At 37.5% G+C, this 10963-nt stretch carries 21 protein-coding genes and 1 pseudogene; 2 read left to right on the plus strand and 20 right to left on the minus strand.

All coding sequences use genetic code 11. The features are described 5' to 3' along the window. Both BKK47_RS07630 and BKK47_RS07635 read right to left on the minus strand, forming a co-directional pair. Window positions 1-339: pseudogene (locus BKK47_RS07630) on the minus strand (hypothetical protein); the annotation flags it as partial. 12 nt (window positions 340-351) lie between these two features. Continuing rightward, window positions 352-606, minus strand: coding sequence for a hypothetical protein (locus BKK47_RS07635; protein ID WP_077494271.1), 255 nt, complete (start codon window positions 604-606; stop codon window positions 352-354). A gap of 455 nt (window positions 607-1061) precedes the next feature. On the opposite strand from BKK47_RS07635, the gene BKK47_RS07640 reads away from it, so the two are divergent. After that, window positions 1062-1328, plus strand: coding sequence for a hypothetical protein (locus tag BKK47_RS07640; RefSeq protein ID WP_077494272.1), 267 nt, complete (start codon window positions 1062-1064; stop codon window positions 1326-1328). Here the strand turns inward: BKK47_RS07640 and BKK47_RS07645 are convergent. Further along, on the minus strand, window positions 1325-1558 hold the full coding sequence (locus BKK47_RS07645; protein ID WP_077494273.1) for a hypothetical protein: 234 nt from the start codon (window positions 1556-1558) through the stop codon (window positions 1325-1327). The two genes, BKK47_RS07640 and BKK47_RS07645, sit on opposite strands and share 4 nt — an antisense overlap. A gap of 21 nt (window positions 1559-1579) precedes the next feature. Beyond that, complete coding sequence (locus BKK47_RS07650; protein ID WP_077494274.1) at window positions 1580-1867, minus strand: hypothetical protein; 288 nt, start codon at window positions 1865-1867, stop codon at window positions 1580-1582. Window positions 1868-2203: 336 nt separating this feature from the next. Here BKK47_RS07650 and BKK47_RS07655 point away from each other — a divergent pair, with 336 nt between their 5' ends. Next, entirely contained in the window at window positions 2204-2410 is a 207-nt protein-coding gene (locus BKK47_RS07655) for a hypothetical protein (protein WP_077494275.1), read from the plus strand. On the opposite strand, the gene BKK47_RS07660 is transcribed toward BKK47_RS07655, so the two are convergent. The 16 genes from BKK47_RS07660 to BKK47_RS07740 form a co-directional block, all read right to left on the minus strand. After that, window positions 2397-2645 (minus strand): hypothetical protein, encoded by a 249-nt coding sequence (locus tag BKK47_RS07660; protein ID WP_077494276.1) that lies wholly within the window; start codon window positions 2643-2645, stop codon window positions 2397-2399. The genes BKK47_RS07655 and BKK47_RS07660 overlap by 14 nt on opposite strands. Before the next feature lie 155 nt (window positions 2646-2800). Then, a complete protein-coding gene (locus tag BKK47_RS07665) occupies window positions 2801-3139 on the minus strand; it encodes a hypothetical protein (RefSeq protein WP_077494277.1) in 339 nt (112 codons plus the stop codon). Window positions 3140-3337: 198 nt separating this feature from the next. Next, window positions 3338-3934 carry a KilA-N domain-containing protein gene (locus tag BKK47_RS07670; protein WP_077494278.1) on the minus strand — a complete coding sequence of 199 codons (597 nt, stop codon included), beginning with the start codon at window positions 3932-3934 and terminating at the stop codon, window positions 3338-3340. 297 nt (window positions 3935-4231) lie between these two features. Continuing rightward, window positions 4232-4864, minus strand: a complete 633-nt coding sequence (locus tag BKK47_RS07680; RefSeq protein ID WP_077494280.1) for a hypothetical protein — start codon at window positions 4862-4864, stop codon at window positions 4232-4234. A 134-nt stretch (window positions 4865-4998) separates the two neighbouring features. Next, the gene (locus tag BKK47_RS07685; RefSeq protein ID WP_077494281.1) at window positions 4999-5367 is read right to left on the minus strand and encodes a hypothetical protein; all 369 of its coding nucleotides are present in this window, start codon (window positions 5365-5367) and stop codon (window positions 4999-5001) included. A gap of 12 nt (window positions 5368-5379) precedes the next feature. Further along, a complete protein-coding gene (locus BKK47_RS07690) occupies window positions 5380-5979 on the minus strand; it encodes a recombination protein NinG (protein WP_077494282.1) in 600 nt (199 codons plus the stop codon). 102 nt (window positions 5980-6081) lie between these two features. After that, window positions 6082-6738 (minus strand): metallophosphoesterase, encoded by a 657-nt coding sequence (locus tag BKK47_RS07695; protein WP_077494283.1) that lies wholly within the window; start codon window positions 6736-6738, stop codon window positions 6082-6084. A gap of 10 nt (window positions 6739-6748) precedes the next feature. Then, window positions 6749-7198, minus strand: coding sequence for a DUF1367 family protein (locus tag BKK47_RS07700; protein WP_180374210.1), 450 nt, complete (start codon window positions 7196-7198; stop codon window positions 6749-6751). Next, the gene (locus tag BKK47_RS07705; protein WP_077494284.1) at window positions 7195-7428 is read right to left on the minus strand and encodes a hypothetical protein; all 234 of its coding nucleotides are present in this window, start codon (window positions 7426-7428) and stop codon (window positions 7195-7197) included. Before BKK47_RS07705 ends, BKK47_RS07700 begins: the two co-directional genes overlap by 4 nt. Further along, window positions 7409-7963, minus strand: a complete 555-nt coding sequence (locus BKK47_RS07710) for a DNA N-6-adenine-methyltransferase (protein WP_077494285.1) — start codon at window positions 7961-7963, stop codon at window positions 7409-7411. The genes BKK47_RS07705 and BKK47_RS07710 overlap by 20 nt, the downstream gene beginning before the upstream one ends. Continuing rightward, complete coding sequence (locus tag BKK47_RS07715; protein ID WP_143529602.1) at window positions 7960-8805, minus strand: ATP-binding protein; 846 nt, start codon at window positions 8803-8805, stop codon at window positions 7960-7962. The genes BKK47_RS07710 and BKK47_RS07715 overlap by 4 nt, the downstream gene beginning before the upstream one ends. Then, window positions 8802-9632, minus strand: coding sequence for a hypothetical protein (locus tag BKK47_RS12615; RefSeq protein WP_208603967.1), 831 nt, complete (start codon window positions 9630-9632; stop codon window positions 8802-8804). Before BKK47_RS12615 ends, BKK47_RS07715 begins: the two co-directional genes overlap by 4 nt. Continuing rightward, entirely contained in the window at window positions 9629-9868 is a 240-nt protein-coding gene (locus tag BKK47_RS07725) for a helix-turn-helix domain-containing protein (RefSeq protein ID WP_077494286.1), read from the minus strand. The genes BKK47_RS12615 and BKK47_RS07725 overlap by 4 nt, the downstream gene beginning before the upstream one ends. 20 nt (window positions 9869-9888) lie before the next feature. Next, entirely contained in the window at window positions 9889-10068 is a 180-nt protein-coding gene (locus BKK47_RS07730; protein WP_077494287.1) for a hypothetical protein, read from the minus strand. Between the two features lie 64 nt (window positions 10069-10132). Then, complete coding sequence (locus BKK47_RS07735) at window positions 10133-10576, minus strand: YmfL family putative regulatory protein (RefSeq protein WP_077494288.1); 444 nt, start codon at window positions 10574-10576, stop codon at window positions 10133-10135. A 48-nt stretch (window positions 10577-10624) separates the two neighbouring features. Next, on the minus strand, window positions 10625-10825 hold the full coding sequence (locus BKK47_RS07740) for a YdaS family helix-turn-helix protein (RefSeq protein ID WP_077494289.1): 201 nt from the start codon (window positions 10823-10825) through the stop codon (window positions 10625-10627). Window positions 10826-10963: the final 138 nt, after the last annotated feature.

A 10963-nucleotide genomic window follows, 5' to 3' on the forward strand; every position in this document is an offset into this window, starting at 1 on the left:
CGGAGTTAAATTAGGCGGTAAACAAAGTCCGTTTTCATATACGCCGCCTTTAAGTTCGCAACGAGTTTCACTGCCTATCTGCTCGCTGACTTCGTTATTGTGCCAGTCGGTGGGGTTGCCCCACGCTTGCGAGACACTAAAAATGGTAATCACTACGATTGCGGTGACGAGTAAAACAAGTGCGCGGTTGCCAAGAAAGGCGAGAAATTCAAAGATTGATTTGTGCATAATGGTGTCCTTTTTCGGTGGTTCGTTGAGAAATACGGTGCGAGAGCGCATAGCGGTTTGGTTTCGTTGGCTACATTTTCTTTGGTTTTGGCGTTTCTTTCGTTTCTTCATTTTTTGTTTCCTTTAGTCATATTTATTGCCACAAAATGGACAGTAATCATTAATCATTTTTGTTTTACGTTTTACTTCACGCACATTCCCATTTTTTGATGTTACTTTTTCAACATATGCGACTTCTACCACGGTTCTTTCTCCAAGAACTTCAAAATTTCTAGTTGGAAATGCTGTGTTAAGAGATACACCACCAACCAATTCAATGCCTTGCTTTCTCAAATGTTCGGCGAGTTTTAATTTGTAATCATTGATACATTCACACATAATTCATCCTTTGCTGAATTTCAGGTACAAAAAAGCCCACCTGTTACAGTGGGCAAACGGAGTGAGACTGGGTCTCTATGTCATTAAAAACCGCTCTCGGTTGATTTCAAGAAGATTGGGAGAATTGCTTCGCACAGGGTTTTGAGAGCGGTTTTTGATGGCGCCTTTTTTACAGAAAGGCTAACTGGGTTTATGAGCTTTTCCTTGCAAATATCGGCTTAAAGCACGCAGTATCTCCGATTTCAAGTAGTGCAAGTACCTGAACCTGCTTTAGTTTATAGCTTACCTTAGCTTTTTATCTATAAACCATAGAGGCGTTATCGTATCTCTATCAAATGCTAAGGGTTACGGCTGATTTTGATGTTCAGCAACATTTGCCTTTCTTTACGCTTGTAAGGCTCAAGTCCCCTTGTATGCGACTACATCGAGGATACAATTAATGCGAGGAAAATATTATGCCAAATCTTATTGTTACATATGATTTAAGAAATCAACGTGATTACAAAACATTAATTGATGCAATTAAATCTTATGGAACCTATGCTAAGCTATTTGAATCGGTATGGTATGTTCAGTCAAAATCACATACAGCTGAAGAATGTAGAGATTACTTAAATCAGTTTATTGATTCAGATGATCGAATAGGTGTTTTTGATTGCTCGAACAATGATTTTGCTACAATGAGAGCAATTAACAAGATTTCTGATTTATGGCAGAATTAATTGAACCCTGATAAATCTGTTCCGGCTTCATCTTTTAATTCGCTTTTAATTTCTGCATCACTAAATTTATTGATGTTAGAGATGGCTTTACAAGCGCTTATTTCTAAACCATCATAATAATTGCAATTTTTAATTGATTGTAAAATTGCTTCAATAATTTTTTCTTTCTGAATAGCGTCAACTGTTGCACTTTTTACACTTTCAGCTTCATAAAATTTACTTTTTTCCATTTTTAATTCCTCTTTCTAAACTTAAATTCTCACCAACTCCCGACAACCCATTTGTCGTTTCTGTGTGGCTCGAACCATATTTGATTTAACCCTGCCTTTTACGCAGCTGTAATTGGCAATATCTACCAGCTTTTTGTCTCTGCCGGCAAGGTTGATTGCACTATCAACTTTGCTTGGTTTAACCACAGCCTTTTCCCAAAGTGCGGTTATTTTTCGGGACTTTTCAAACATTCTTGCTTCTCGTCCTTTCGGACCGATATTGCGGGCTTTGATTTCGCCCGGTTTGCCTAAAATTGTGATTGTTGCCATTTCTGACTCCCTTTTTCTCTCTTTTCCATTGTTTACCGCACTTAATGTGATAATCCGCTTAATCCATCAAATTGCATTACGTTGTAATGGTCAAATTAGTTTTGGCGTAATTAAAAGAAAATGCAGTAAACAATGAAAAATATTGTGCTTGTTACCTCAGCCACCCACGCCTAGCTTGCGTACTTTAATTAGGGGTAATTCGCCATAATTAAAATTAAGGGTGTTATTCAATCTGTTAAAGAGCATTAATTGAGTGTATGGGTAAGTGCCTTTCTTTTCCCCGAAAGGCAGGGGTATAATGTTTTTCCCTTAAACACGACTAAAAAGGAAAACACTATGAGAGACTTAAACCGTTTTGAATATTTACAGCTTGCAGCCGCTTTAATGCCGGAAGAATCTAAGCCATTAAATTACGATGTTTTAGCTCACGAACTATTTGAACTGGCTAAAGCAATCGAAGTGGAGTATCAAGCACGTTATCGCTATGATGAATCGGATAGCTTTAAAATCCAAAATCATCTTGAGGGATCTAACAATTCTTAGCTTGTCTTTTCTTTAAATACGGCTCAGACACTTTGTCATCAATGCTTATTTCACTTAATCGATGATTAAGTTTTTTCGTATTTACTCGTTTTTCAACTTGTCTGCACAAGCTATCGAAAAATAATTGCGGTCTTTCAGAACTCAACATTTCATTTTCGGTGGCTTCTTCCGTTAAAGCATATTCAAACTCTTGATCATCTACGGTTAGTTTTAGGTAAAAAGTAATGTTTGGCATAATGCCTCCTATGATTATTACACTTACCTATACACTCAATTTTTAAAGAGCAATCCACCGTCTCTGCTTGCTTTTGCTTTCAGTCTTTCGACTTGCTCGGGTGGTAAAGGTAGAACCTTTATTCAAGCCCTCCTCAAAGGGCTTGGTAAAAATTCTTAAGCAATCAAAACTTCACTGTAATAATTAACCTGATGAAAATCTTGTTCTACAATGCTGTTATCGTAGTTTTTACTGTTTAACGCCTCTCTGATTCTGTTAATAAGGAAAACGACCTTTGTTTCTTCTTTTAGTTTTTGTTTTGCTTGTAGGGTTTGTGCTTCTGCCATTTTTTCGAGGTAGTCCTCATATTCCGCTTTTGATTTTTTATCAAGTTTTAGTGTTAAGCAGATTTTCATTGAATTTTTAATTCTTGCCGACACTTTCCAGCTTTTTGGCAATACTTTTTCAACTTCCCATAAAAGCACTTTTTTCATTTCTTGATTGATGTAAGCCATTTTGTTTTCCTTATTGGGTGTTTTGTTTTGATGTGTGTATAATATAGTTTTTTCTATTCTTTGTAAATAGAAAAAACTATATTAAATAGTAAAAAAATATCTTTTGAGTAAAATTTAATCTATTTAGAAAATTAGTTTGATCTAAATCAATTTGTCGAAAGACAAGCAAAGAAAAACCCGCTCTATGGCGGGTTGGATTTATTGATTTTTAACTAATCTCATTAATAGTTCATTAGCCTGTTGCACATCTTGTTCTACATTCGGGCTAAAGATAAAAAGATAGCCGTCATTGTCATCGTAACGTGAGTATAACGTTGCGATTTCCTGTTTTAGAACATTGTTTGAGGTTTCACCGCCATTGCTTATCGCTTGTTGAAACTCTTTCCAACGATTTGCGTATTGGTGAATTTTTAGGAGTGTTTTTAAATCGCTTTTGCTGATTTGAGGCTCAGGCAAAGCAAGCTGTTTCGGTTCATTCCGGTGCATTGCTAAAAATGCTCGCAATACGATTAAATGGAATTTAGGACTGATCCACATTGCGTAACTGAGGACAAGTTCTTCGCAAGCCCAAACACCAGAATTTAATCCCCCACGTAAGGATTTACAAGCTAAGCCCAAATTTGGGCTTTGGTCTTTTTCAATCTCGGATACAAGATCTTTAGTCTGTTCATTACGCATAAATTTACTAGGGCGTAAATGTTCTTCAGCTCCACTTGCTTTGTGAAAATCATTTAAAGAAAAAAGACCATCCAAGGAACGGATTTTTGTATTAAGAATAGTTAATTGGCTAGACATCTGAATGATTCCTTCTGAAAGAAGCCCTAATTTTGAGTTAGGGTGATCAGCGGCTCAAAACTAGCATTCAGTCTAGCGGAGTTATTCCCTTTCGGTGTTGTATTCCTCGCACCGCCGATCATAGATTTTAAATTACCTTTTTGTACAAAAATTGTAGGAAAGAGAAAAGAGATCACAAATTTTAGATACAAAAAAACCGCAAAGGATTTCGGTTGCGGATTACCGCTGAATGAAAAGGCTTTTGAGACCTTGTTATTAATCATAATAAAAAAGCCCCTTGAGATCAAGGGGTATTTTCTAATAATCAACTTTAGCTATAACAAAAAATAAAACTTGTTCTTCTGTATAATCAATTTTTTCCATTGGAGGAATTTTATCAATATCATAAGTCTTATTATTCCACAGCCCTTTACCTTCCAATTCAACTCTTTTCACAAATCCTTTTTGTTTTAATTCCTCAATATTATTTAGACACCATAATATTGATTGTTCTGTATTTTTTAAATTTCTACAAAAGAATTTTGGATCAAAGTCAAAATCCTCAACATTGATAAAACACTCAATAAATTCTCTAGCATACTTCGATCTCGTATTGAGATTTAACGACCTTTTTTCATCTAAAGATAACAGGTTTTTTGAATGCTTTAATCTATCTTTTATTAATTCCTCAGCAAGAAACGCAATCTTTTCTTTCTTTACAAAATCATATTCTGATAAGGCATTTTCTATTCTTTTAATTAATTGTCGTTCAAAGATGATTTCATTTTCTGAAATAAGAGGGGAGGTTATTTTTTGCGGATTAGCAATAACTTCTGTTTTTAATTCAATATTGAGATCTATTACATCTTGATCTTGCGGCAATGGTTCTCCTTTTGATTTTTGCTCAATTTTTGTTTTGGTAAATAATTTGGCAAATATCTTATTAAACATTCATTTTTCCTCTACATTTAGCTCTTAATAACGCATAAAAAGAGTTTCATTGTATAAAGACACTCAAGCACTCTCTACGATCTAGATCACAAAACACAAAAAAAGCTCAATCTCTTGAGCTTTTTGGTTATTTTCTAAGCTAAAAATATGCACTGATTTTCAGATAGCATTAACAAGAGTGATTGCTTGGCGGCAAAAAGATAGCGTTTGTAAGAATCTCTTGCTATGTTCATTGCTATTTGGATTTTTATTGGCTTTTCCCTTCCTACATATTTCCGCATAAAAACTTCAAATAGCAAAGGCGATATTTTCTGCATAATGAGCAATTTTTCGTGAATTGTCATTCCCAGTTCATCATTCATTGGCAAGACTTTATATCTATCCTCAAAACTTGCTTCACGCATAAAAGGCTGCATTGAAGGATATGCTGTTCCCGGATTATCTCGCGACCATTGACCATAACTGATACACATTTCATCCACATCTTTAAATACCGATTTCACAATATCCGCTCCTTATCCCTTTCTTCGTTTTTCTAACATTCTCGCTTTTTTAGCAAAAATCTGTTTAATTCGTCTTAAATCGTCCTCTCTATAATGGCGTGGGCGTTGATCGCTTTCTATCGCTTCCACTTTTTCTGCCCCCAGTCGCTCAACAAGCCCTATGCGGAATTGGTCATACATTCCACCGCCCCAACGGTTGCATTTTTTACATTGTCCCGCGATGTTCAGCGTATAAAAGCGTAAATGCGGTGCAGAGCCACGACTTCGGAAATGTCCTGCGTCAAAACCACCGCCAAATTGTTCTTTCACAAGTGGGCGACCACAAGAAATGCAAGGCTTATTTTCATCACGCAATCGGATGTATTTATTGACCGCACTTTGTGCCTCAGACGTTAATTCACCTTTTGACTTTAGTTTTTCTTTCAAGGCTTTCATTCGCTGATTTGTCGCCAAGCGTTCTTGCTTTTCAAGCATCTCTCGTTTTTTGCGAGATTGTGCTTTGCTTAAAGCGATGGCACATTTTGGTGAGCAGACTTTTTGTAAACTGCTCACCGTTTTAACGTAATAGTTACTACAGATTTTGCATTTATATTCTTTTGGTTTCTTAGCCATTTTACTTGCTCCGGTTATCCCAATAATTCTCAAACCATATGCAAATTGCCAATGCAAAACCAAAAATAATCAAGTCTCTAAATTCCATTTTTGCCCCTCTGTTTAGTCTAATTTCACCAATGTGAGATTTCCGTTAAAAACTGCCCCTGTATCGATATAAAACCGATTACCTAGTTTTAATGGCTCCCGTACCGGTGTATGACCGAAAATGAACATATCCGCTCCCTCAATTATCATTTCACTATTATTCTCTATACGGTCTCGACTCCACAGCACATCTTTACTTGATACCGGTTTATCAAATTCATAAACATTATCAGGATAATCTGCATGGGCCACGATAACTTTCTTACCGTTTGGCATCGCCAATTCAAGGACAAGTGGCAGTTTTTTACACGCTTTGAATAAATCTAAGGCTTTAGCCTTGTCTTCATCCGTTAATTTAAAAAACCAGTTACCCCCATTCATAATCCAACACGCCAACATATCTAAGTTGTTACCAAGCAAACCATCAATTGCCATTTGATCGTGATTTCCCATCACTGCTTTAAACCAAGGCTGCGTGATGAGATTTAAGCAATCAAGATTTTGTGAGCCTCGATCAATTAAATCACCAACTGAAATTAATAAATCGGTGTTATTATCAAAACGGGCTAGATTTAATTCTTCCATTAGCAGGTCATAACAGCCGTGAATATCACCAACAACATAAATGTTTTTGTATTGGCTACCATCAATTTTTTGATAGATATTGTTCATAAATTTCTCCTTAAAAAAACGCATAAAGCTGATTGATAACATTCTCATCGGTGGTATTACCGAAAATTTCTTTGAGTGCCGCATTGATTAATGCGGAGTAACACTTTTCAAATTCGTCTTGTTCCATGTTGCCGTAGCTCAAAGATTGTGCCTCAATCCGTACATCACCTTTTATGTTGTAAGTAGTTTCATAAAACCCTGCCAGTACAGTTAAATGCTTGCGAAACGTGTCAAATTGTTTACGCTCATCAAAGTATTTCCATTCGGTTTTATCTGCAGCCCAATGATCGAAACAGAATTTAAAAAAGGCAAAGACCTTACGGTGAAATGATGGGTTGCGAGTTTTCTTGATTTCAATGTTGTAAAGCTCGCCATTTTTGAACCCGGTTAGTTCCGGCAAATATATTTCATCAGCTGGAACAAATACGCCTCCGGCATTTTTAATCATCGGAATAATCATTCTTGACACTCCACACCCAACACTTCCAATCCAAAATAACCGCACGATTTCGTGCGATTCACTGCACTTTGCTCACTTGCCTGTGGGTATGGGACGGGCTTAATTAAGTGGCCGTTACATCTAAATCTATCCTCCGACCATTCGCCAATAAAAACAGACACCGGTTCACCATCCCATAAATCCTCTAAATCTGCTCCACACTTAGGGCATTTAAAACGATTGTCCGCCATAATACCCACCGACCTTTTTCACAAAATCCAATTCCACTTGACGAGTAACGAACCCTTGCATAAACGGGTCAAACACGGCGACTATTGAGGGTTTGTTATTTCCTTTCACTTCTTCACCGGTAACAGGGTGTAAGAAATTAATCCGCCCGCCGATAATATCGATAACCTCTGTGGCGTTTTCTTGAATTACTTTGTACCACTTGGTTGATTTGTCCGCCGGCAACAACATCACCACGAGATAACCAGCCTCTTTAAGTTCCGCCGCACGTTTTACAAAGGGCAGAGGGTCGCTATAAGGCGGATTGACGAAAATGCGTAACATATCTGCCTGTTCAACCACTTCGTCAAGTAAACGGTCCAGTAAATCATCCGATAAAAAATCCTCACAAATTTTGCTACCCGGTCCTATCCAACGTGGGCGTAATGCATTTTTCTCATTGGCACAACCGTCTAAATGAAACCAATAAAAACGATGTTCTAACCAACGGAAAACATAACGTGGCGTACAGTAGAGGTCTTTGTTAAATTCGGTCATTTTCGATAGCTCTCCCAGTCAAATTTAATTACCGCCCCTTTTCCTTCTTTCATTCGGTCGATAATACGCTCACCAACATAATTACTTAATTCAGCCTCGGTTAAATTGCTGATGATGATAGTCGGACGCATTTGCTCGTAACGCTCATTGATGATTTCAAATAAGATGATTTTTTCTGCATCCGTACCAAACTGAACGCCCACTTCGTCAATAATCAACAAATCCTTTTGGCAATAGACTTGAATCACATCATCTTCCGTCATCTCAGCATTCTTATCCCAAGTTGATTTTACTTTTCGGATAATTCTCATTGCTGTGGTAAGAAGAACATCGGATTGATGCTCTTCAATCACGCTATTGGCAATCGCACAGGCTAAATGATTTTTACCGGTTCCGGGCTTACCACAGAAAACCAATCCGCCACCTTGTTGAAAGCGTTCTTTCCATTTTTCGGCATAGCGTTGGCAAACAGTTTTTGCGAATTTGTTTTTAGCGTTTTCTTGGTAATTTTCAAATCTCGCTTGAGCAAATCTCAATGGGATATTTGATTGCTCTTTTAGCGTCTGAATACGCTTTTGGCGTTCTTCGTCATCAAATTTATTGATTTCTAATTCAAGTTTTTTTATTTCTTCACGCAAACAATCAGGACAACGAGTGGTGAATTCTCTGTTTAACATCGGCATCATTCTTGACCACTGGATAAACCCGCCGTGTTTATCACAAATCGCTTTTCTAGAATCAGGCTCCGGCAAGTTGTCCGCCAACGGCAATCCATTAAGTGAATTTGATAGTTCGATTTTCAAAATATCTAACTTTGAAATTAAATCTGATTTTGTTTTCATACCGCACTCTCCACTGCCCAATCCGGCATAATCTGCTCACCATAATCACGGTGATTAAAATCGTTGTGTGCGCTTGGTTTTGCAGAGCTAGGGTTAGATTTATTTTGTTGCAGTGATTTAAGATACCAATCCTCACGAAATCCTGCCCAGTTTCGACTGATTGCTACTTGTACTGCCTCAAGCATTGATAGGTTCACCTTGCGTGCTTGGCTGTTGAATAGTTTTAGTGCCGTCTCGGTGATTGGTGCTTTTTTCGCTTTGCGGAGAGCAATAAAATCTTTGGCAAGCTGACCGGTTACGCCAAACTGCTCAAGCAAAATTTCATCCTCGCTTTTTTGCGTAGTTTTTTTATTATTATGATCTGTTGTATTTTTATTATTAGTTATATTATCTGTCGGATTTATTTCCGAGTTATCTCGGATCTGTTTCCGAGTTATCTCGGATTCATTTCCGAGTTCAGGAGATAAACTCGGATTTATTTCCGAGTTATCCCGACCTAAATCTGACCTAAATTCATTCCAGCTTTTGCCTTTTTCAGTTAGACGAATGAGATCTTTGTCTCCGTGTTTACCTTGTTTTAAATAAACAATCAGACCTTTATCATCAAGTTCTGTAAAGTGGCGATAAACGGTATCGGCGGTTTTATAAAACAAAGGTAATTCTTCAATAACTTTATGGCGAGATACCCAGTAATACACGACACCATCAACAACGACTTCAGAAGCCCAAGAAGAGGCTTGATTTAATAGATCGAACAATGCACCTTGATTAGCATTCAATCCCCACTCAAGGCATTTTTGATTGTTGATGTAACTGCTGAATCTCATACGCTATCCCTCATAAAATACGCCTTGTAAGATTTGCCTGTTTGCTCATCGTGAACAAATTCATCTTCAATTAGATAACCACGCTCTTTTAAATCATAAATACGCGCAGAAAGCCGCATACAACCAAATAATCGCAAGGCTTCAAGTGATGTAAGCCGGTTGCCATTTTGTAGATAGTGCAAAATACGGTTATTTTGCGTTTGACTTGTTTTCTCGTTTTGATTAACATTCTTCACAGTTAATTTTCCATAATTGATTAGCCACGGTTGCCGCCGTGGTTTTTTATTGGGTTTAAATTAGCTTTGTTTCGACGGTTTTTATTGCCAATAAACCGTTTAGCCTTATCCAACAAATACGTCATGACGTCAGGTTTAAAGGAACTTCGGCTACGATATGCTTGCAAGCACATCTCAGTTGCTTGATTGACCGAAACCATATCCGCCCCCCCTGAATCAGTTGGTTGCGAATATGTTTGATGATGAAATCTTCTGCGTTCATTTTCATTGCCTCTTATTCAGGAAAATCACACTCTCAACAGAAAGCTGCGTTGCCGATAAATGCTTGCTCAAGGCTTGACGGATTTTGTCTTCCTCGTGTGAGGTTATTTCACCGTCTTGCAATGCCTGCTCTAAGATTTTGTAAAGTAACCCTCGTGCAGATAATTCTTGAATCTGCAAGAAAGATAACTCCGCATTGTCTAATTCGTCTGTTGCCACATTCGGCACAAACCGACCACCCGATAAGCGACAAATCTCATCGGTAAAATCGGTTAAGCCGTACTCTTGTTGAATAGCCAACAATTCCTCATTGGTAAAGCGTTGCCCTTTGGTTTGATACAAGCGGTTGTTTAACTGCGCCTCGTTCAAACCGAGAAATCCTGCGACCGCCGCTTTACCGCCCGGCACACGCTCGAGCATTTCAATAATCGTTTTCTTCATTGCCATAATTTCCTGTGGTTTTTTATGGTTTTCATTTACTCCAAATCAGGTAAATTAGCCTTCAGTTAATGAGGCTAAAATCTCACTTTCGGTTACTTTACCGTTAGTCGCTCTAGCGATAAGTGGGATGTATTTGGCGTTGATCCCACCGCCTTTTAGCCAACGATGAACTGTAGGTTGTTTAACATTACAGATTTTTGCTAATTTTTTTTGTCCACCACATTCATCAATTACAGATTTAATAATTTTGTTCATACCCTTCCTTTGAATAGTTTTTTATATATTTTATAGATAAATCTATTTGCAGTAAATAGTTTTTACTATTTTGATGATGTATAGAAAAACGTATAAAATGAGAAAAGTTTAAATTTTGAGAGAAAAGATAGGACAACG

Source organism: Rodentibacter mrazii (assembly GCF_001998825.1).
GTDB classification, from domain to species: Bacteria; Pseudomonadota; Gammaproteobacteria; order Enterobacterales; family Pasteurellaceae; genus Rodentibacter; species Rodentibacter mrazii.

Excerpts from the sequence above, each read along its gene's own strand:
- BKK47_RS07670 (WP_077494278.1), bottom strand. The coding sequence starts at position 3,934 with ATGTCTAGCCAATTAACTATTCTTAATACAAAAATCCGTTCCTTGGAT.
- BKK47_RS07690 (WP_077494282.1), bottom strand. The coding sequence starts at position 5,979 with ATGGCTAAGAAACCAAAAGAATATAAATGCAAAATCTGTAGTAACTAT.
- BKK47_RS07660 (WP_077494276.1), bottom strand. The coding sequence starts at position 2,645 with ATGCCAAACATTACTTTTTACCTAAAACTAACCGTAGATGATCAAGAG.
- BKK47_RS07665 (WP_077494277.1), bottom strand. The coding sequence starts at position 3,139 with ATGGCTTACATCAATCAAGAAATGAAAAAAGTGCTTTTATGGGAAGTT.
- BKK47_RS07680 (WP_077494280.1), bottom strand. The coding sequence starts at position 4,864 with ATGTTTAATAAGATATTTGCCAAATTATTTACCAAAACAAAAATTGAG.
- BKK47_RS07735 (WP_077494288.1), bottom strand. The coding sequence starts at position 10,576 with ATGGCAATGAAGAAAACGATTATTGAAATGCTCGAGCGTGTGCCGGGC.
- BKK47_RS07640 (WP_077494272.1), top strand. The coding sequence starts at position 1,062 with ATGCCAAATCTTATTGTTACATATGATTTAAGAAATCAACGTGATTAC.
- BKK47_RS07700 (WP_180374210.1), bottom strand. The coding sequence starts at position 7,198 with ATGATTATTCCGATGATTAAAAATGCCGGAGGCGTATTTGTTCCAGCT.
- BKK47_RS07740 (WP_077494289.1), bottom strand. The coding sequence starts at position 10,825 with ATGAACAAAATTATTAAATCTGTAATTGATGAATGTGGTGGACAAAAA.
- BKK47_RS07695 (WP_077494283.1), bottom strand. The coding sequence starts at position 6,738 with ATGAACAATATCTATCAAAAAATTGATGGTAGCCAATACAAAAACATT.
- BKK47_RS07655 (WP_077494275.1), top strand. The coding sequence starts at position 2,204 with ATGAGAGACTTAAACCGTTTTGAATATTTACAGCTTGCAGCCGCTTTA.
- BKK47_RS07635 (WP_077494271.1), bottom strand. The coding sequence starts at position 606 with ATGTGTGAATGTATCAATGATTACAAATTAAAACTCGCCGAACATTTG.
- BKK47_RS07730 (WP_077494287.1), bottom strand. The coding sequence starts at position 10,068 with ATGGTTTCGGTCAATCAAGCAACTGAGATGTGCTTGCAAGCATATCGT.
- BKK47_RS07715 (WP_143529602.1), bottom strand. The coding sequence starts at position 8,805 with ATGAAAACAAAATCAGATTTAATTTCAAAGTTAGATATTTTGAAAATC.
- BKK47_RS07645 (WP_077494273.1), bottom strand. The coding sequence starts at position 1,558 with ATGGAAAAAAGTAAATTTTATGAAGCTGAAAGTGTAAAAAGTGCAACA.
- BKK47_RS07705 (WP_077494284.1), bottom strand. The coding sequence starts at position 7,428 with ATGGCGGACAATCGTTTTAAATGCCCTAAGTGTGGAGCAGATTTAGAG.
- BKK47_RS07710 (WP_077494285.1), bottom strand. The coding sequence starts at position 7,963 with ATGACCGAATTTAACAAAGACCTCTACTGTACGCCACGTTATGTTTTC.
- BKK47_RS12615 (WP_208603967.1), bottom strand. The coding sequence starts at position 9,632 with ATGAGATTCAGCAGTTACATCAACAATCAAAAATGCCTTGAGTGGGGA.
- BKK47_RS07650 (WP_077494274.1), bottom strand. The coding sequence starts at position 1,867 with ATGGCAACAATCACAATTTTAGGCAAACCGGGCGAAATCAAAGCCCGC.